Annotated in this window: 14 protein-coding genes, 2 rRNA genes and 1 other RNA gene; 13 read left to right on the top strand and 4 right to left on the bottom strand. The window is 46.8% G+C overall.

Annotated features, from left to right (window positions below; all coding sequences use genetic code 11):
• Positions 1-103, top strand: a 5S ribosomal RNA gene (rrf, locus tag MHM94_RS15590); the annotation flags it as partial.
• A gap of 69 nt (positions 104-172) precedes the next feature.
• Positions 173-287: ribosomal RNA gene (rrf, locus tag MHM94_RS15585) — 5S ribosomal RNA — on the top strand.
• 956 nt (positions 288-1,243) lie between these two features.
• On the opposite strand, the gene ssrS is transcribed toward rrf (MHM94_RS15585), so the two are convergent.
• Positions 1,244-1,426: non-coding RNA, 6S RNA (gene ssrS / locus MHM94_RS15580), on the bottom strand.
• 197 nt (positions 1,427-1,623) lie between these two features.
• Here ssrS and MHM94_RS15575 point away from each other — a divergent pair.
• The 4 genes from MHM94_RS15575 to MHM94_RS15560 are packed head-to-tail and all read left to right on the top strand — an operon-like array spanning position 1,624 to position 5,850.
• The gene (locus tag MHM94_RS15575; protein ID WP_022946246.1) at positions 1,624-2,187 is read left to right on the top strand and encodes a UPF0149 family protein; all 564 of its coding nucleotides are present in this window, start codon (positions 1,624-1,626) and stop codon (positions 2,185-2,187) included.
• Positions 2,187-3,497: a Xaa-Pro aminopeptidase gene (pepP, locus tag MHM94_RS15570; protein ID WP_235419794.1), complete on the top strand. Its 1,311-nt coding sequence runs from the start codon at positions 2,187-2,189 to the stop codon at positions 3,495-3,497. The genes MHM94_RS15575 and pepP overlap by 1 nt, the downstream gene beginning before the upstream one ends.
• 3 nt (positions 3,498-3,500) lie before the next feature.
• A complete protein-coding gene (ubiH, locus tag MHM94_RS15565) occupies positions 3,501-4,670 on the top strand; it encodes a 2-octaprenyl-6-methoxyphenyl hydroxylase (protein ID WP_235419793.1) in 1,170 nt (389 codons plus the stop codon).
• A gap of 1 nt (position 4,671) precedes the next feature.
• The gene (locus MHM94_RS15560) at positions 4,672-5,850 is read left to right on the top strand and encodes an FAD-dependent oxidoreductase (RefSeq protein WP_235419792.1); all 1,179 of its coding nucleotides are present in this window, start codon (positions 4,672-4,674) and stop codon (positions 5,848-5,850) included.
• On the opposite strand, the gene MHM94_RS15555 is transcribed toward MHM94_RS15560, so the two are convergent.
• Entirely contained in the window at positions 5,847-6,692 is an 846-nt protein-coding gene (locus tag MHM94_RS15555) for a LysR substrate-binding domain-containing protein (protein WP_138587548.1), read from the bottom strand. The two genes, MHM94_RS15560 and MHM94_RS15555, sit on opposite strands and share 4 nt — an antisense overlap.
• Positions 6,693-6,822: 130 nt before the next feature.
• On the opposite strand from MHM94_RS15555, the gene MHM94_RS15550 reads away from it, so the two are divergent.
• The 4 genes from MHM94_RS15550 (at position 6,823) to gcvP (ending at position 12,115) form a co-directional block, all read left to right on the top strand.
• Positions 6,823-7,392 (top strand): hypothetical protein, encoded by a 570-nt coding sequence (locus tag MHM94_RS15550; RefSeq protein WP_235419791.1) that lies wholly within the window; start codon positions 6,823-6,825, stop codon positions 7,390-7,392.
• Between the two features lie 167 nt (positions 7,393-7,559).
• Positions 7,560-8,642: a glycine cleavage system aminomethyltransferase GcvT gene (gene gcvT, locus MHM94_RS15545; RefSeq protein WP_235419790.1), complete on the top strand. Its 1,083-nt coding sequence runs from the start codon at positions 7,560-7,562 to the stop codon at positions 8,640-8,642.
• Between the two features lie 31 nt (positions 8,643-8,673).
• Entirely contained in the window at positions 8,674-9,063 is a 390-nt protein-coding gene (gcvH, locus tag MHM94_RS15540; protein ID WP_022946239.1) for a glycine cleavage system protein GcvH, read from the top strand.
• Positions 9,064-9,220: 157 nt separating this feature from the next.
• Complete coding sequence (gene gcvP / locus MHM94_RS15535) at positions 9,221-12,115, top strand: aminomethyl-transferring glycine dehydrogenase (RefSeq protein ID WP_235419789.1); 2,895 nt, start codon at positions 9,221-9,223, stop codon at positions 12,113-12,115.
• A gap of 853 nt (positions 12,116-12,968) precedes the next feature.
• On the opposite strand, the gene MHM94_RS15530 is transcribed toward gcvP, so the two are convergent.
• Positions 12,969-15,749, bottom strand: a complete 2,781-nt coding sequence (locus MHM94_RS15530; RefSeq protein WP_235419788.1) for a hypothetical protein — start codon at positions 15,747-15,749, stop codon at positions 12,969-12,971.
• A 563-nt stretch (positions 15,750-16,312) separates the two neighbouring features.
• The gene (locus tag MHM94_RS15525; RefSeq protein ID WP_235419801.1) at positions 16,313-16,621 is read right to left on the bottom strand and encodes a hypothetical protein; all 309 of its coding nucleotides are present in this window, start codon (positions 16,619-16,621) and stop codon (positions 16,313-16,315) included.
• Positions 16,622-17,173: 552 nt separating this feature from the next.
• Between MHM94_RS15525 and MHM94_RS15520 the strand changes: the two genes are divergently transcribed.
• From MHM94_RS15520 to MHM94_RS15510, 3 genes are all read left to right on the top strand, one after another.
• The gene (locus MHM94_RS15520; RefSeq protein ID WP_022946228.1) at positions 17,174-17,560 is read left to right on the top strand and encodes a hypothetical protein; all 387 of its coding nucleotides are present in this window, start codon (positions 17,174-17,176) and stop codon (positions 17,558-17,560) included.
• A 578-nt stretch (positions 17,561-18,138) separates the two neighbouring features.
• Complete coding sequence (locus MHM94_RS15515; protein WP_235419787.1) at positions 18,139-18,930, top strand: hypothetical protein; 792 nt, start codon at positions 18,139-18,141, stop codon at positions 18,928-18,930.
• 122 nt (positions 18,931-19,052) lie between these two features.
• Complete coding sequence (locus tag MHM94_RS15510) at positions 19,053-19,694, top strand: lysoplasmalogenase (protein WP_235419786.1); 642 nt, start codon at positions 19,053-19,055, stop codon at positions 19,692-19,694.
• Positions 19,695-19,730: the final 36 nt, after the last annotated feature.

Genomic DNA, 19,730 nt, shown 5'->3' with positions numbered 1-19,730 from the left:
AGCGTTCTGGACCCACCTGACCCCATGCCGAACTCAGAAGTGAAACGGAACTGCGCCGATGATAGTGTGGGTTCGCCCATGTGAAAGTAGGTCATCACCAGGCTCCTAATTAGAGAGACCCGTTGCACCAGTGCAGCGGGTTTTTTAGAGCGAAAAGAATTTTAAAGATTTTCCTGACGAACATAGCGTTTTGGAACCACCTGACTCCATGCCGAACTCAGAAGTGAAACGAAACAGCGTCGATGATAGTGTGGGTTCGCCCATGTGAAAGTAGAACATCGTCAGGGCCTTATTAAGAGAAACCCGTTGCAGAAGTGCAGCGGGTTTTTTTATGCGTGTAGAAAAGAAATCTCCCGTAGGCAAGGCTTCAGCCTTGTAGCACCTTTGTCAGGGTAGAACCCTGACCCACAACAGAGCATCTCCGGTCATCACACCTGTAGGCAAGGCTTTAGCCTTGCGACACCTAGTCAGGGTAGAGCCCTGACCCACAATAGATCGAGATACCCGTTAGAGATTGTTTCCTGTAGGCAAGGCTTCAGCCTTGTACCATCCCAGTCAGGGTAAAGCCCTGACCTACAACACAGCACCATCTGTCACCACACCCGTAGGCAAGGCTTTAGCCGTGTAGCACTCTAGTCAGGATAAATCCCGACCCACAACAGAGCACCACCGATCATCGCATCTGTAGGCCTGGCTTTTAGCTCTGCAGCATCCAGTCAGGATAAATCCTGACCTACAACACAGCACCACCACTCACCACACCTGTATGCAAGGTTTCAGCCGTGCAGTATCTAGTCAGGGTAAACCTCGATCTACAACACAGCACCATCTGTCACCACACCTGTAGGCAAGGCTTTTAGCCTTGTAACACGTTTGTCAGGATAAATTCTGACCTACAATACAGCATCAGCCTAGTCAGGATAAACCCTGACCTACAACACAGCACCACCTGCCACCACACCTGTAGGCAAGGCTTTAGCCTTGTAGCACCTTTGTCAGGATAAATCCTGACCCACAACACAGCACCACCGATCATCGCATCTGTAGGCAAGGTTTCAGCCTTGTTGCATCCTTGTCAGGATAAACCCCGACCTACAGCACAGCGAAACCCGTTGGAACCTGTTACCTGTAGGCAAGGCTTCAGCCTTGCATCATCTTAGTCAGGGTAAAGCCCTGACCTACAACACAGCCTATCTAAGGCTTAAAATAGGGATTCTAAATATAAGGAAGTAATAAAGGAGGAGTGTTCCCCGGCGTTGCGGCTGCGAATATCAGCCCTTGAACCCTAAGGTTCAAGGCGGAAGACACCTGTAGACCGTAGGCTTCTCGGTACATGCCGAGCTTGCACAGTAGCCCACAAGATGTGTTCCTAATCAAAGTTTATCGGCTCAGGGACATCATTCGCTGGCCAACAAGCTAGGGAACTCTTTCAGTATATAAGACACAGGCCTAGGGATACAGCCTCAGTTACAAATTATCACGTCATTTGCTGTTAAAGTAAGCGAGAGCCTCATCAAGTGCTGGATATTTGATCGCTGTCATACAATACTGTGGAGTCGGCCTCGCAGCAGTGGTAGCATTAATAACTGTAATTTAAAATATTTCGTCATACGCGAGCCTATCATGAGCGACCAACGTACCTACCAACAAGCACAGCAACTTCTCGAGAGTAATGATATTTTTGTAATGCCGGCAGAAGTCCATGGCATTATCACTGGGTTGTTAGCCTGTGGTGTCGATATTGAAGAGAAAGACTACCAAGGGCTGTTGTGTGATGTGCTGAACGACGGTATCAGTTTTGAGAAAAACCTTAAACACTGGCTTAGTGAACTCTATACCCAGGTGGTAGAGAGTTTCACAAATGAACAGTTACAGTTTGAGATGCTATTGCCCGACGAAGAAGATAGCCTTATCGACCAAGCGAATGCCTTGGTTGCCTGGGTCAATGGCTTTTTACTTGGTTTTGGCTTAAAACAGCAGGACTACGGCAAGATCTCCGGCGATGTCAAAGAAGTGATCCAAGATTTCACTGAAATCAGCCGCCTCGATACCCACTTTGATGAAACAGAAGAAGATAAACAAGCATTACACGAAGTGCTTGAGTACGTGCGCGTATCGGCTATGTTGTGCTTCTCCGAACTGGGCAAGCATGAAAACACTGCACAAACATCAAAGACTTTACACTAATGACTATTAGCAAAAACGAATACCTAATGCGTCAGCAGCGGTTATTGGCGCAAATGAAAACTAATTCGGTAGCCTTGATCCCGGCGGCTAAAGAAATCACGCGCAGCCGCGACACCGAATTTCCGTTTCGCCAAGATAGCGACTTTTTCTATTTAACAGGGTTCAACGAACCAGATGCCATGTTGGTGCTGGTCAATGGCGAGCAGCAGAAGTCGATACTTTATTGTCGCGCCAAAGATAAAAGCGCTGAAATTTGGCATGGCCGACGCTTAGGCGCTGATGCCGCCAAACAGCAGCTGCCGGTGGATGAGGCTTATACCCTAGCGGAGCTGGAGCAAGGCCTGCTTGATGCCGTTAATCAAAAAAGTACCTTGTACTACGGTCAAGGTGTTTACAGTGACGTAGATAACCAAGTACTCGCGCTTTTAAACACCTTACGTGGCGCCCCCAAAAAAGGTTATCGCGCCCCTGAAGTGATCCGTGATATTCGCACTCTAGTACATGAAATGCGTCTGTTTAAATCAGACGCGGAAATAGCCATTATGCGCCGCGCCGCAAAAATTAGTGCCGAGGCTCATGAGCGCGCTATGCGTTTTGCAAAACCTGGTGCCACCGAGTACCAATTAGAGGCGGAATTGCATCACCATTATGCTATGAATGGAGCTCGTCACCCCGCTTACGGCACTATTGTCGGCAGTGGTGACAATGCCACTATTTTGCATTACACCGAAAATGAGTCGACCTTAAAAGATGGCGACTTGATATTGATAGACTCGGGATGCGAGCTCGACGGTTATGCAGCCGATATCACCCGAACCTTCCCGGTTAATGGTCGCTTTAATGCTGCGCAAAAAGCCCTCTATCAAGTGGTACTGGATGCTCAGCTTGCCGCATTAGAGGTCGTTAAACCTGGAAACACCCTCGCGCAAGCAGCTAAAGTGGTGAACTGCATGTTGACCGAAGGGCTGGTGAAACTAGGTCTACTTGAAGGCAATGTCGATGAGCTTGTGGAAAGCCAAGCGTTTCGCGCGTTTTACATGCATGGTCTCGGCCACTGGTTAGGGCTCGACGTGCACGATGTGGGTGAATATAAAAAAGATGAGCAGGATCGTGAGTTTGCCCCTGGCATGGTGCTGACCATAGAGCCAGGTCTCTACATTGCCGAGGATGCGCCGGTGGCGGAGCAATATCGCGGTATTGGTATCCGTATCGAAGATGATGTTCTGGTGACAGAAAAAGGGCACGAAAACCTCAGTGCCAGCGTACCAAAAGACATTGCCGCTATAGAAGCATTAATGCAGGAGAGTTAAAGGGTGCAGCACACTGATGTTGTTATTGTTGGCGGTGGGCTTGTTGGAAGCACACTGGCTAATATTCTTATGCAGCAATGCCCCAAGCTGAGTATTGCTGTTATTGAAGCCCACGAGTTACAAAGCTACCACCCCAGCTTTGATGATCGCTGTATCGCTTTGGCAGCGGATTCCGTGGCGTATTTGCAGCAACATCGGCTGTTTGACACCACTGTGGACTATGCCAGCGCGATCAAGCAAGTGCAGGTCTCAGATCGTGGTCACTTTGGTAAAACGCAAATCCATCATCACGACTATCAGCTCGATGCATTGGGCTATGTTGTTGAGGTTCGCCCTTGGGGTCAGCGACTTACGCATGCCGCAAAAGAGCACAGCCAGTTAGCTTGGCATTGCCCGTCGCGCGTGAGTGATATAACACTGCATGCTGATTACAACTGCGTTACTCTTGATTGTGGCACGCAGTTAGGGGCTAAGTTAGTTGTGATAGCGGACGGTGCGCAGTCGCCAACGCGCTCATTAGTGCATATAGATTTTCCTACCACACAGTATGAGCAGCACGCGCTGATCGCGAACGTCCAAGTCCAAGGTGGGCACCACCACCATGCTTTTGAGCGCTTTACTGAGCACGGCCCTATAGCGCTGTTGCCCATGTCACAAAGCCGCTATTCATTAGTATGGTGCGATAATCCACAGAAGTTACACACCATGCAACAGCAAAGTGCAGCGGAGTTTACCGCTGCCTTGCAACAGGAGTTTGGCTACCGAGCTGGGCTCTTTACCCAAGTGGGAGAACGTAGCGTGTACCCGTTAAGCTTTGGCCAAGCGCAAAGCTTGAGCAGTCATCGCGCCGTGGTAATAGGAAATGCTGCCCACGCCATTCACCCTATCGCTGGGCAGGGTTTCAACCTTGGCCTGCGTGATATCAAAGAATTAGCGCAGCGTATTCGCTATGCTGATGCACATAGCTTGGGGAATTATCATTTTACTCAAGGTTACAGCCGTGCTCGTCTAAACGATGTTCGCCGAGTGATGCAGCTTACCGACTCGTTAGTGCGGCTGTTTTCCAATGGCTCGCGTACCCTTGCTTTAGGGCGTAGTGTTGGCCTCAGTACGATGCAATTATGTAGTTCGCTGCGCCAACCTCTAGCAAAACAATTGATGGGATTTAATTAATATGCACCAGGCAAAAGTAGCCATTGTTGGCGGTGGTTGTGTAGGCTTAAGCACGGCGCTGGCACTCAGCTTAAAAGGCATCTCTGTGGCCGTTATCGACGCCAAAGGTAGTAGTGAGCCGCTGAGTGAGGAGTTTGGGTTGCGCGTGAGTGCTATTAACCACGCCAGTGAAGCGCTATTTCGGGAGTTGGGTGTGTGGCAGGGTATAGCCGCGCAACGCATGACCCCTTACACGCAAATGGACGTGCGCGATAAAGATAGCTTTGCGCATATTCACTTTGCCAGCGAGGAGTACGATGTGAGCCATCTGGGTCATATCATCGAAAATGATGTGATCCACCGGGCATTGGTGGAAAAGCTAGAGCGCCAAGATAACGTTACCCTGCTTTTTAACACCGCCTATCAAGACATCCATCAAGGTGATAATAATGTGCTTATTACCTTAACCGATGGCACGCCGGTGATGAGTGAGCTGTTAATTGCCGCCGACGGAGCCAATTCGGGAGTGCGCCAGCGCTTCAATCTGCCTATTACCTTTAAAGATTATGGTCATCATGCCCTGGTAGCCACAGTAAAAACGGCACAGCCCCATGATAACTGTGCGCGACAGGTATTTTTAAGCGACGGCCCGCTTGCCTTTTTACCATTGGCTGATCCCCATTACCATTCTATTGTTTGGTCCTGCTCACCACAGCAGGCCGCCACTTACCAAAACATGAGTGAGCAAGAGTTCAATAAGGCCTTGTTTGCTGCGTTTGATGGTCAATGCGGATTATGCACCGTGCAATCAGCGCGAGCGGTGTTCCCGCTGACTATGCGCTATGCCCGGCAATGGGTGAAAGAACGTATTGTGTTGGTTGGCGATGCCGCCCATACCATTCACCCTTTGGCAGGACTCGGCATGAACCTAGGCCTGCAAGATGCGGCACGACTGAGTGCGCTTATTAGTGACGCACTGACTGATTCAATGACCGCCACAGCGCGGGCATTGCGTACCTATGAGCGTGAGCGTAAGCTCGATGCGCAAAAGCACATTGCCACTATGGGCGCACTCAAAGGGCTGTTCGCAGGTGATAATCCAGTGAAAAAAATAGTGCGCGGCCTGGGCTTAAGCGCGGTTAACGAGATAGCGCCATTAAAGCAAGCTTTTGCTGAGCAAGCCCTAGGACAACGCCGTTAGCTCAATCGTAAAGTGATAAACTCGGCAAGTTTATCAATGGCTTGCAAAGACTCCTGACCACGTTTGATAAGGCTGATCCCAACCTGGCCCAGTGCCGGCAATACATCGGAGTTAGCGGTGTAGGGCAGCTCTTCGGGCACGGTTTTACGAGCGAGTACGGTAACCCCAAGCTGCTCTTTTATGGCTGCTGTAAGGCCGGTTAAATCGGCATTGGTGTAAACAATACGCCAGGGCACACCGGCTTGCTCCAACGCTTCAATCGCGCGGCGGCGATAAATACACCCCTGTGGCGCCACAACCAAGGTGACCGGCTCGGTGAGCTTAGCGGGGGTATTACCGACCCACACCAAGTCATCTTGTAAAAAGCTCGGGTAATGCGGGTTGTCCAGTTGCTCCACTAGGGTGAGTACCAAATCAAACTCGTCACGATTACTCACATGCATCAGTTGTTTGCTGAGCTCGGATTTTACTTCCAGTGAAACATCGGGGTACAACGACACAAAGTCACCGATGATGGCCGGTAAAATACTGGCGGCAAATTCACTGGGGATCCCCAAACGCACCTTACCGGTGATGGTTTCGTTGCTAAACAACTGCAAAATGGCGTCATTATCTTTGAGCATTTGTTTTGCCAGCGGCAACAGTTGCTCGCCTTGATGGTTAAGAATCTGCCGTTGGCCTTGCTTTTTGAATAGCTTACGCCCGAGCAGCTCCTCTAAGCGCTTTATTTGCAAACTCACGGCGGGTTGCGACAGCCCCAGCAGCTCACCCGCCTTGGCGAAACCGCCAACTTCAACTACGGTCACTAGCGTGCGCAAACTGTCGGTAGGGATATTTTTCATATTAATAAAGCCAATTTAAAAGGTTTTATACATTGCAATTATTTATCAATCGATAAAAAATTACAATTTGTTGTTAATTTAGCCCAGCTCTATACTGCCCTCAGTTTAGTGCTAGAAAGTAGAAACAGCTATGGCTATTCAGTCGGTATTCTTTGCTCGCCATCAAGGCGTTAACAGTGCCTCGAGCAATACCTTTGTCAGTGCTCACGAACAAGTCATCGATTTAGGCGGCAGTGAAGTGCTGTTATTCTTAAAAAGTTTACGTGACTGTACCCTTAACTGGGTCAAGCAGCCAGGCATGGCAGTTCGTTACCAGCTTGATACAGTGAGCTTTGATGCCTTTTTCTTTAGCGACAGCGCATTGCGTCTAGTGACCACAGAAGCAGATAAATTGATGCCCATACTCAATAGCGCCAGCGAGCGTTTTGATGTTGACGTATTACCGCGCCCAGAGTTACAAAGCCTCCATTTTCAGGGCCCGGCAGCCTGCGACTTTCTGCAACACCAGTTTAGTTTGTTTAGTGGCATGGCCCTTGGCCGTGTTGAGCAACATTACGGTGTGCAACGGGATAATTATTTTGTTGTTGCCAGTGCCGCCGAGCAGCAGTTTTACCGCGTATTTGCGCGCAGTTCAGCGCTTGATACACTCAAGCAGCAACTTGTTGATGCACACTTTAACCCCAAGGCTGATGCAGCCTAGTGTGAGTACAACATAGTGTACGCATTACTGTTTTAATGTGTGAAAAGTAAATGTTAATTTGGGTGCCAGCGGCGCATAACTTATGTATAATCGCGGCCCATGTTATTCCCCCTCGAACAACGAGGCCACGCCCACCATACTGGGTTTGTAAAACGTGAAGGAATATTATGTCTTCTAAAACACCTCTACACGCCAAGCACCTTGAAGCCGGTGCTAAAATGGTCGATTTCCACGGCTGGGATATGCCGATTAACTACGGTTCGCAAATCGAAGAACACAAAGCGGTGCGCACTGATGCCGGTATGTTCGACGTATCACATATGACCATTGTTGACGTGCAAGGCGATGACGCCAAGGCATTTTTGCAAAAGCTGGTTGCCAATGATGTTGCTAAACTGACAGTGGCTGGTAAAGCTTTGTACACCGGAATGCTTAACGAGCAGGGCGGTGTAGTGGATGACCTAATCATTTACTACTTCAGCGAGAATGAATATCGCCTTGTTGTTAATTCAGCAACTCGCGATAAAGATTTGGCGCACATGGCTAAAGTAGCGGACGGCTTCAGTGTGGCTGTGACTGAGCGTCCAGAATACGCCATGATTGCCGTACAGGGCCCGAATGCTAAAGCCAAAACGGCCACTATCTTAAGCGCCGAGCAGCAGCAAGCCGTTGCTGATATGAAGCCGTTTTTTGGTGTTCAAGCGGGTGATTTATTTATCGCTACAACAGGCTATACTGGCGAAGATGGTTACGAAATTGTCGTCCCTAACGAGCAAGCAGCCGAGCTATGGCAGAAACTGCTTGATGCCGGTGTTGCCCCAGCAGGCTTGGGTGCTCGTGATACCTTGCGCCTAGAAGCTGGTATGAACCTATACGGTCAAGATATGGATGAGAGCGTTTCGCCATTGGCTGCGAACATGGCTTGGACCATCGCTTGGGAACCTGCTGAGCGTCAATTCGTAGGCCGTGAGGTCGTTGAACAGCAGCGCGCCGAAAAGAGCACTCATAAGCTGGTTGGCTTAGTGCTGGAAGAAAAAGGCGTGTTACGTGGTGGCTTAAAAGTAGTGAGCGATGCCGGCGAAGGGGTGATCACCTCGGGTTCGTTCTCACCAACGCTTGGTCACAGTATTGCCCTTGCTCGCGTACCGCGTGACATCGGCGAGACCGCGCAGGTAGAAATGCGTAAAAAATTAGTCAATGTTAAAGTGGTTAAACCTTGCTTTGTGCGTCAAGGTAAAGCCGTAGTATAAGAATTTAAACTTAACACCAAAGGAACAGATAATGAGCAACATTCCAAGCGAGTTAAAGTACGCCCCGTCACACGAATGGGTTCGTCCTGAAGGCGACGGCACTTTCACTGTAGGTATCACCGAGCACGCGCAAGAGCTTTTGGGTGATATGGTATTCGTAGAGCTGCCTGAAGTGGGCGATGAAGTTGACGCTGGCGAAGACTGTGCCGTTGCTGAGTCTGTTAAAGCAGCTTCAGACATTTACGCGCCAATTGGTGGTGAAATTGTTGCCATTAACGAAGAGTTAGAAGACGCACCAGAAACGGTCAACAATGACTCTTACGGTGACGGCTGGTTGTTCCGCATTAAAGCCTCTGACGAATCAGAGCTGAGCAACCTGCTTGATGCCGAAGCGTATCAAAATAGCATCGACGACGAATAAGCGTCGGTAGGGCCCCGGCCCCAAAAAGCCCCGTTTCGGGGCTTTTTAAGTTGTGCCGCCATATCGGCACCTTTACAGGTTTAGTGACGTGCCTGCATGTAGGCCATAACCCCTCACTAGGCCGCGTTAATTTCTTGGATCATAGGAATCTGGACACATGTCAAATGCCAAATCTCTTGAGCAGTTAGAGCAAAAGCAAGATTTTATTCGTCGTCATATTGGCCCAAGCCCGGCGCAAATAAGCGACATGCTAAGCGCTCTTGGAGTATCGAGTGTTGAACAGCTGATGGAACAAACCGTTCCTGCCAGCATTCGTCTTGAGAACGGCCTGCAAATTGGTGAAAGCCGCACTGAGGTTGAAACGCTGAGCTACTTAAAGTCAGTAGCGAGCAAAAACAAAGTATTTAAATCTTACATTGGTCAGGGCTATCACCCCACCCATGTACCTCATGTGATCCTGCGTAACGTTTTGGAAAACCCAGGATGGTACACAGCCTACACACCTTACCAGCCAGAGATTGCGCAAGGGCGTTTGGAGTCACTATTAAACTTCCAAACTATGTCGATGGATTTGACTGGCCTAGATTTAGCGAGCGCTTCTTTGCTTGATGAAGCAACGGCGGCAGCTGAGGCCATGGCGCTTGCTAAGCGTGTTGCCAAAGCGAAAAAAGCGAACAGCTTCTTTATCGCCGACGATGTGCACGTACAAACCATCGATGTGGTTAAAACTCGTGCCGAGCAATTTGGTTTTGACATTATCATTGGCCCTGCTCAGGAAGCGGCTAACCATGACATCTTTGGTGCCTTATTCCAGTACCCAACAACCAGTGGTGAAGTCGTTGACTTAACTGATCTTATCGCGGCGGTACAAGACAAAAAAGCACTGGCCTGTGTGGCCGCTGATATTATGTCGTTAATGCTGTTAAAAGCGCCGGGTAAACTAGGTGCTGACGTAGTACTTGGTTCAGCACAGCGCTTTGGTGTGCCAATGGGGTATGGTGGCCCTCACGCTGCCTTCTTTACCACGCGTGACAAATATAAGCGTTCATTGCCAGGTCGTATCATCGGTGTATCAAAAGACCGCCTTGGTAATGATGCACTGCGCATGGCGATGCAAACTCGTGAACAGCATATCCGCCGTGAAAAAGCCAACTCAAACATTTGTACTGCACAGGTGTTACTGGCGAACATGGCAGCGTTCTACGCGGTTTACCACGGTCCAGAAGGCCTTAAAACCATCGCCGAGCGTATCCACCGCTTTGCTGACATTCTAGCTGCTGGTCTTAAGGAGAAAGGCGTCACGCTTAAGCACGACACCTGGTTCGACACCATCACGGTTGTGGCACAGGACAAGGAAGAGGTGGTTGCTCGCGCGCTTGCGGCACAAGTGAACTTTGCCACTAACCACGTGGGCGAGTACTCGGTATCGGTGTCTGAGACGACCACTCGTGAAGACATTGTTGAACTATTCGATATCATTCTGGGTGAAGGTCATGGCCTTGATGTGGCTGCCCTTGACGCACAAATCAGCGCCAATGGTTCGCAGTCTATCCCAGCTAGCCTAGTACGTGATGACGAAGTGCTAACGCACCCGAACTTCAACTCGTACCACAGCGAAACAGAAATGCTGCGCTATATTAAGCGCCTAGAGAATAAAGACTTAGCGCTTAACCACTCAATGATCTCATTAGGTTCATGCACCATGAAGCTAAACGCAACCGCCGAGATGATCCCGATCACGTGGCCGGAGTTTGCAAACTTGCACCCATTCTGCCCGCTGGATCAAGCCGAAGGCTATCAGATCATGATTGGTGAGCTGCACGACTGGTTGGTTGATATTACTGGCTATGATGCCGTATCAATGCAGCCAAACTCCGGTGCTCAGGGTGAGTATGCAGGCCTTATCGCCATTCGTAAATACCACGAGTCACGCGGCGAAGGTCACCGTAACGTATGCTTGATCCCAAGCTCTGCCCACGGTACTAACCCTGCTTCAGCGCAAATGGCGAGCATGAAAATTGTTGTTGTTGATTGCGATAAGCAAGGTAACGTCGATATGGATGACCTGAAGGCCAAAGCGGCCGAGGTATCGGAAAATCTATCTTGCATCATGATCACTTACCCATCGACGCACGGTGTATACGAAGAAACCATTCGTGATATTTGTGATATCGTGCACCAGCACGGCGGCCAAGTCTATATGGACGGCGCCAACATGAATGCACAGGTAGGGGTCACAAGCCCGGGCTCAATCGGCTCTGATGTATCGCACCTAAACCTGCATAAGACCTTCTGTATTCCACACGGTGGCGGTGGTCCAGGTGTGGGTCCAATCGGTGTTAAATCGCACCTTGCGCCATTTATGCCGAATCACAGCGTGATCAACGTGCCAGGCACGAGTGTTGATAATGGCGCGGTATCAGCGGCGCCTTATGGCTCAGCGGCGATTTTACCTATCTCATGGGCATACATTGCTATGATGGGCAGCGAAGGCTTACGCCAAGCGACTGAAACCGCCATTGTTAATGCTAACTACCTTGCGCAGACACTTAGCGAGCACTTCCCAATTTTATACCGTGGCCGTAATGACCGTGTTGCGCACGAGTGTATTATTGACCTGCGTCCTTTAAAAGACGCCACTGGCATCAGTGAAATGGACGTAGCCAAACGCCTACAGGACTATGGTTTCCACTCACCAACTATGTCGTTCCCGGTTGCCGGCACCTTGATGGTTGAGCCGACAGAGTCGGAATCAAAAGTTGAGATTGATCGCTTTATTGAAGCGATGGTGGCAATTAAAGGTGAAATCGAGAAGATCGCTTCGGGTGAATGGTCTATCGAAGATAACCCACTGGTGAATGCACCGCACACTCAAGCCGATGTACTAAGCAGCGACTGGAACCGTGCATATGATCGCTTCGAAGCGGCCTTCCCAGTACCGAGTGTGGCAAAAGACAAGTTCTGGCCAACGGTGACCCGTATTGATGACGTATACGGCGACCGTAACCTACTGTGCTCTTGCCCAGCGGTTGATACGTATCGCGATGAGTAATTGGTGTTATTCTCGCTGCAGAGCGAGGGCTGATTAACAAGTTTGGAAAGCGCCCCAGAAAAGGGGCGCTTTTTTGTGGGTGTTATTCGGCGAATGACCCCTGTAGGTCAGGCTTTAGCCTGACAAGAAAGATATATAGTTTGGTATTTGACGCCAAGGATAACCTTGTAGGTCAGGCTTTAGCCTGACAAGAAGGATATATAGTTTGGTATTTGACGCCAAGGATAACCTTGTAGGTCAGACTTCAGTCTGGCAACTTGATATTCCTGATAAATCTAAACTCAGGCTTTTCAAATTACTCTCTTGTCGGGCCGCCGACTTCGGGTCAGAGGAAATGCGCGCCCATTTCCTCTGACAACTCCTAGGGCGCCCGTAATTCGCCAATGCTTACGAACTCATATCTTTTGTTAAACGCTGCGCTTAGCTGCTGACACGATTTAACAGCACTTCCCTGTGCTGGTAAATCTGGCTCGGCGTCGTGCCTCGCTGTCAGCAACACGCTTCGCAACAAAAGTTGATTTCTCCAGCGCGAATTTAAACGGGGGGGTAGGGTGCTGGTAGTTGCTTGCATGGTGGAAAGTTTTGATGCGGCTTTAAGAATGTAAAACGTGTCTGCCTGTAGGTCAGGCTTTAGCCTGATAACCTTATGAATGTGGTTAGATCTTGTCGGGCCGCCGACTTCGGGTCAGAGGAAATGTGCGCCCATTTCCTCTAACAACTCCTAGGGCGCCCGTAATTCGCTCATGCTTTCGAACTCAGGTCTTTCTGTTAGACGCTCTGCTCAGCAACTTTTCTACTTACACATTCTGTTCATAACAGACTCGTTTTTATAGATAAGACGATCTGCAAGCTATTAAATTACGGATATACAGTTAAATCGTTCACTCTCTAAACGTTGGCAAATATTGTGATTTGGTTTTGAATCACCAACCCATTTAAATAGCTGATTGGGACTTTCATTGGGGAATATGCCTATTACTTTGTTAATTTTAATGTGCGATGGCTGTACATTTTTAATAAATAGAATTCCAGAATCTTTCTTTGCGTTTGCTTTATTAATTAATATATCATTGCTAAACAAAGGGAAAGTAGATTTTGGGTTGGTTGGGTTGAAGCTATCGGGAGCGTTGCCGCCGTAAACCTGATCGCATGTTCCAACATTGATGGAGCTCACTTTACCTTCAGCTACATCCGAACCAACCCAAATACCTGAATAAGAGTATTGTTCATAGCTTTCAGTGTAGTCATTATGCATCGTGGCTGAAAAACTTACATCAATATCACAAACATTAGCACCGTAAATAATATCACTTCCCGAATTTTCATGATGTTGAATTCTAACGCCATCGCTTCTAATATTTGTAACCTTCACGCCTGTTATATCAGCCGAAGTAACGCCTTCACCAGGCCTTAATGACTGGATGTTTACACCTATGGTTACATTATCTCCTGTTATGTCGTGAATACCAATGTTTGAACCTCTTCCTTTAACTAGAGCGCCGCCGACGTTCATTCCATTGACACCATTTATTCTGACATTTTGGCCTGAAGATACGTAGACGCAGTTATCGTGGATATTGTTACAACTAATATCTGACACTTTAACATCATTAGATGATGAGCCGAGTACTACTGCAGCCCCACTATCTGATGTAGAGACATTTCTTATGACACGGTCAAATATGGTATTGGATCGTGCATGTTCAATCCGGATGGCAGCATTCCAGTTTCCACCATTCTGCTCGCCATTAAATATCTTTTTCTCGGGCTGGTCACATGGGTTTTTACTATAGCTTCGACTCGCTGCGAGGTTGTTTATACAGGCATAACCTGATGAGAATAGTTTATTGAATGGCGCACCGAATGGGCGTTCTATTCGCTCTATAATGTTATCATTTGATACTAGCTTATGTAGGAAGCTATCATTAGCTATATTTTTAAAATAAAAGCCACGTGGTGACTCCAGCTCAAAGCCGTAAACGAACCCTGATGTAGAAATATTCTTAGCGATAATATTCCCAGAGCTAATGGTATTTACAAAAGCGTTATCAAAAGTACTTTTACATTTCTTGTTACTACAATCGTTACTCTTTTCCCAAGCTTCACTAAAAGGAAGTGATAACCATTTATGGAAACGCTCGTTTTTACTATCTTGTAAGAAAATACCTTGGGCGCTAAGGTCATCAATTCTAAATAATTTAGATACATCTCTGTAGTCAGCCTTAAACATTGACATAGCTATATCAACTGAGTCTGGCGCTACATCGCATTGCTTTAAAATTGTTGCGTTTTTACCAGCACCTACAATATGGACACTTCGGTTAGTACTTTTAGATGATCCCACTCCAAACAGAGAGTGTGTGTTCAGAGTGCTATTTATGCAATAAGTTGATGAAGCTAGCTTTATTACTGAATTAGTAGAGTCATCACCTTTTATTGGATCTTTGTCTATTTCTTCTCCGCTAGAGCATTTGAGCATATGTTTAAATGCTTCAAAATCGTCATGCGTACCATCTGCATGAGCACCAAACTGCTCAGGCATTAGTTCTCCCTCGATTCTATTTTGAGAGACTAACTGTGAGTTAAAAATTGAATTGCATAGGTTAAAAGTGTGATATGTGGTGCCATTGACCTCATTTAAAAACCTTTTAATTGTCTCGTTACCATTTTTATCGATAGCCCTAATTGTTAGAGAATAATTACCAGCCGTTAGGTTCGTTATGTTATAAATCCACTCGCCATTAGTAGATAGGGTCATAGCAACTTCTGGATAACTTCCTATTTTAATAAAAATACTCTCTTGAGGTTTATGAGCCTCTAAGCGAATAGACGTGTCTACCAGTGCAATAGCTCGCGATTTTTTCACCGTACCATTTTTTATAGTGAAAGGTTCTACACTTACGTCAATACCGTCGCTGATTGGACCACAGCCGAATTCGTTACAGGCCTCTATTTGATAGCGCTTAACATTTACAGTTTCCATATATCTGCTGATAGGTAAGGTGTCCCTTTTCGCCAATAACTTTCCGTTTTCGTACAGGTTATAAAAGCTTGCATTTGGGATAGTCGTTTTGATATCAATGTCGAAGTATTTATTTAGAAATACGCTTGTATTCGCTAACTTCATAACTGGTTTCTGCGTGACAGGTCTTCCAATAATCACCGTGACTCTGTCACTAACCGGACCACAGCCATAGTTATTGCAAGCTTGTACCTGATAGTAGCGCTCACCTGTATCGTTTGGATAGCGCTTTATAGGCAGGTTTGACCTGGTAGCAAGCAAAGCACCATTTTCATATAAATGATAAAAAGTAGCATTCTTAGCTTGGTTTTGGACATCAATATCAAAATATACACCCACTGGCACAGTTGTATTTATAATCGATACAACCACCTTGCCAGGAATAGATGCATTCAATTTTTTCTCATTGGTTTTTTCAGGTAAATCGCAATTTATTGACTTGCAACTTTTTTCTTTGTGGACTTTGCTACTGCTACTGCTACTGCTACTGCTACTGCTACTGCTACTGCTACTGCTACTGCTACTTTCTAAATTTAATTCGGAGGGGAAGGCTGTACTAAATTTTAAAGCAAATGTAATAATTATAGTTAGATAAAAAATCCTTAAATACATTTCGATGTCCTTATGTCAATAAATAAATGAGAGTTTTTATTTTTTTGAGATAATAGCATGTTTTATTTTTGTTTCATATTTAGGGTTAAGTTTTATAAATATTGGTTTGAATCGAAACTTCGCCTTATAACTCATCTTTTAAGAGTAATTCATCACTTTTAATCTGTGCTATGGAAGCTGCTTTTGTTGTATAGATTGGCGGTTGCTGCGAGGGTATGACAGCTGAGCTGGATATACCAGTATAAGGCTTGGCCGTTAAGTCATGTCAGTAGCTAAGTGAAGCGGGTAACAAAAAGGCTGAGTTCTCAAGCAATAGCGAATTACGGGCGCCCTAGGAGTTGTTAGAGGAAATGGGCGCGCATTTCCTCTGAGGCGGCCCGACAAGACCTACCCAAAGGTACTTTTGTCGGCACAAAGCAATGACCTACATGAGCATAGTTGCCAGGCTAAAGCCTGAGCTACAGGTATCATCCTTGCCCGTGTTGAAAACCAAGCAAGCCAATGAGGGCAGGTCTTGCATTGTTCAGTCCATCACATTCACCTAGCCTCATGTTTCTTCTATCTCAATCCTCTGGCCCTTTAAGGGTAAAGGTTAAGTGCTTACGCATATCTTTTAGGATCACGCCTTTTTTCAGCATGGCGGCGCTTAAGCGTTTTTGCCATTTGAGTAGGTAGGGTTTTGCGGCCTCCAGTGCTTGGTCATTTTCGAATTGAAAACACAGGAGCAGGGAGCCGGGGAACAAGTGGTACTCCACGTCAAACCAGCATTGCAACATGCCGGGTATTTCTGCGCGCGCTTGTTCTTCGAGTGCATCGGCCACACTGAGCACCAGTGTCTGTTGTTTTAACTGGACTTTGGAGAGTTTTTTCATGGAAGTTAGAGATAAGGATTGACGATAATAGAGCATGATTATAACTGGGCAGAGGGCGCTATGGAATGTGGAGTGTATCAGGGAAGGAGTGTTGGGGCAGGTCTTGCTTTTTTACCTCACAGCGGCTCTTAATTAACAAAGCACTCTTTTAGTTAGATAAGGTGTTGTGCAGATATTTTCACTCGGCTTTAGGGAAGTGTGCAGCTAAAGCCCGGCCTAAAAGGGTTTCATTATGATTGTTAGGCTGAAGCCTAACCTACAACGATTCACTAGCCCGACCTACGATGGTTGCACTGAGCTTGTTAGGCTAAAGCCTGACCTACAACGATTCACTAGCCCGACCTACGAGAGTTTCACTATGATTGTTAGGCTAAAGCCTAACCTACTATGATTCATTAGCCCGATCAACAACGGCTCCCTGTAAAACCTGTCAACAATGCGAGGTGGGGAGCGTTGGGGCTAATTATCGTATTCTTTGTCTATTTGTTGACAAAGTTCAACGCTGGCGATTAAATGCGTCCCTAATATTTATAATAAGAAATTCAACTAACAATGAAAATATGCAAGGACGTATCGTTAATCATTTTCACCATGCTAGCTCTACAAGCGTGTGTCTCCGCAGATATTGTATACACCGAAACCCATGCCATAGGGGATAAATCAAAAATCACCGAAGATGCAGAGCAAGTGTTTCATCACGACGGCAACTACAAATGGGCAGGTATTGTTGTTGGCCCCGTTGTTCCCCTTCCGATCCCTTTAACCATTCCCTATGGTCAAACAGGCACAACGTCATGGGTTGTTGATGGAAAAACAGTTTATTCAGAGTATGTAACAACGAAAGTAGACGGGGCGACCTGTACCATATTAATTGGGCCGTACTGTGGCACTGAAGTTACATGGGGTAACCTTCTTTTTGGCAGCATTCGCTGGCACTAGCTCTATCAGCTAAATTGAGACAAGTTCAGCATGGGGTTTGATCAATATAAAGCTTACAGTAATGTATGGGCAATTAAAGCTATATAAACGGTTTTACTCCATTGTGACGCGTTACCTTGTGATTTCGCCTATGCCTCTCGGTATTGTTGGGGCCAGCGAGGTAAGTTCAGTTACACTGAATACCATGCTTTCACGGATGGATTTGCTAACTCTACATCTGACTGAATAAACTTGTGTTGTTAGTGCTATCGTCAATTGCTCCTGTATTCCTTATTACCGATAAAACTTGACCTGCAAGGGTTGTAATATGTTCGTCAGGCTAAAGCCCTACCTACTAGGGTTTCACTATGATTGTTAGGCTAAAGCCTAACCTACAACGATTCACTAGCCCGGCCTACAAGGGTTGCACTGTGCTTGTTAGGCTGAAGCCCGACCTACAACGGCTACACTGAAGGCTGATCTTCTGTGGTTTAGTGGGTGCCATATTATTATGGGATTTGCTTTGCTAAAGATTGAAAAAGTGAGAATATTATCAATCTGCTGTATATGGAGGTGTCAGCGTGGGTGTTATCTTTCCTATGATCATATCGTTACCGGCTTATTTCTTTCTTTGTATTTTTGCCTTTGGTTTGGTTGACGATATCAAGCTATTTGCAGGTTTATGTCTTGTCGGTGTGCTCTTAAGCTTGTCCAATATTTACTTTTTGAGTAAGGCTAACTTTAAGGAAAGCTGGCAAGAACTAATACGCGCTTTTACTGATTCAACACGCCTTGATGCGCTACAAAAGCAAGTGGCTAAGAAAGAGAACCAACATCTTCGCGGTTACGAGTGGCACAAAGTAGAGCCAGTGAGTTCTTTTACCTCGTTAGCGCCCTATGCGGACGGCTACAGGTCAGCATTGTCGTTTAAAGATAAAGTCGTGTCTTTAAATATCCTTGGCTTGGTTATGTTTTTCGTTGCAATTGTCGCGGCTATTATCGTGCCAGAGGAGGGGGTTATTCCAGGGTATGAACTGACTCGCTCACCCACCTTGGAAGGAGGCATCTTTTTATTGCTGTTACTTTTTGCCGCTTATAAAACCTTTTCCCCTAAAAACACGTTCTACTTTGACGAGCAGGGAGTGTATTTGTCGAACGAGGCGTGTTTGTCAAAGGACACCCGTATTATGGATACCAGCGACATCGATAGCTTGCAGATCATTCGCTATGCTAGGCGCAACCAGCCACTACTCATTGATTATCAGCTCAACGTTGTAGCGTGCAGCGGCGAGCGCATCAATATTTTGGAAACCAATAGCTTAAGTGCAGCCTCTGCCTACGCTAATAAGCTTGCTAATCTATTCAAGAGCAAAGTGATAACGCTAAGCTAGAGGCATTTTGGATACATGGCTATGGGAAGCGCTGAGATAAGAGGCACTAAAAGGCTTAAGTGTCATCGAACTTTATCCACCTCTCACGGCAGTTAGAACCTAAGGTAACTACAACGATTACTATGTTATTTCACACTTTATTGCTGTTAATTTTTGTCTCTGCATGCACTCATATTATTGCTGATAGTCGCCATAGCAGCGCGCTGTGCTATGTGTTTAAGCCCTTAACGACCGTGCTAATTGCCGTGTTGGCATATACCCAAACAAGCGGGCTTACACTGATAGAGTATTGGGTATTTGCAGGGTTATTCTTCTCCCTTTTGGGCGACATCTTTTTAATGTTGAAAAAAGACTACTTTTTACAAGGGTTGGTCGCGTTTTTTATCGCTCATTTAGCTTATATCGTCGCTTTCATTTACAACACCGAGCTCGTTCTGAGCCCCTTATTGCTGGTGGTACTAGTCATATACGCAGGAGCTCTTATCCGGCTATTAAATAAGCACCTAGGTGCGTTGCGTGGGCCTGTTTATGCCTATGCTGCTGTGCTTAGTCTTATGGTTTTGGCAAGTTATATCTTTTGGCAGAGCTCAGGTTATTCGCTCAGCGTTTACGCCTTTATTGGTGCACTCCTGTTTATGGCGTCGGACTCCATCCTAGCCTACGGTCGCTTTGTTAAAAGTTATCAATGGACTCAGCCGATGTTACTTTCAACCTACTACCTAGCCCAGAGCTGCATTGCGTTGAGTGTCACTCATCAAGGTTAGCTGCGAGGGCTCAGCTAGGGCGCATGAATCTTCTCG

Origin of the sequence: Pseudoalteromonas sp. CNAT2-18.1, assembly GCF_022347865.1 — a bacterium.
GTDB classification, from domain to species: Bacteria; Pseudomonadota; Gammaproteobacteria; order Enterobacterales; family Alteromonadaceae; genus Pseudoalteromonas; species Pseudoalteromonas ruthenica.
The sequence above is the reverse complement of the archived record's forward strand: the minus strand, read 5'-3'. Positions and strand labels throughout refer to the sequence as shown.

Coding starts and splice junctions, on each gene's coding strand:
- MHM94_RS15575 (WP_022946246.1), top strand. CDS start 1,624: ATGAGCGACCAACGTACCTACCAACAAGCACAGCAACTTCTCGAGAGT.
- pepP (WP_235419794.1), top strand. CDS start 2,187: ATGACTATTAGCAAAAACGAATACCTAATGCGTCAGCAGCGGTTATTG.
- MHM94_RS15560 (WP_235419792.1), top strand. CDS start 4,672: ATGCACCAGGCAAAAGTAGCCATTGTTGGCGGTGGTTGTGTAGGCTTA.
- MHM94_RS15555 (WP_138587548.1), bottom strand. CDS start 6,692: ATGAAAAATATCCCTACCGACAGTTTGCGCACGCTAGTGACCGTAGTT.
- MHM94_RS15550 (WP_235419791.1), top strand. CDS start 6,823: ATGGCTATTCAGTCGGTATTCTTTGCTCGCCATCAAGGCGTTAACAGT.
- gcvT (WP_235419790.1), top strand. CDS start 7,560: ATGTCTTCTAAAACACCTCTACACGCCAAGCACCTTGAAGCCGGTGCT.
- gcvH (WP_022946239.1), top strand. CDS start 8,674: ATGAGCAACATTCCAAGCGAGTTAAAGTACGCCCCGTCACACGAATGG.
- gcvP (WP_235419789.1), top strand. CDS start 9,221: ATGTCAAATGCCAAATCTCTTGAGCAGTTAGAGCAAAAGCAAGATTTT.
- MHM94_RS15530 (WP_235419788.1), bottom strand. CDS start 15,749: ATGTATTTAAGGATTTTTTATCTAACTATAATTATTACATTTGCTTTA.
- MHM94_RS15525 (WP_235419801.1), bottom strand. CDS start 16,621: ATGAAAAAACTCTCCAAAGTCCAGTTAAAACAACAGACACTGGTGCTC.
- MHM94_RS15520 (WP_022946228.1), top strand. CDS start 17,174: ATGAAAATATGCAAGGACGTATCGTTAATCATTTTCACCATGCTAGCT.
- MHM94_RS15515 (WP_235419787.1), top strand. CDS start 18,139: ATGATCATATCGTTACCGGCTTATTTCTTTCTTTGTATTTTTGCCTTT.
- MHM94_RS15510 (WP_235419786.1), top strand. CDS start 19,053: ATGTTATTTCACACTTTATTGCTGTTAATTTTTGTCTCTGCATGCACT.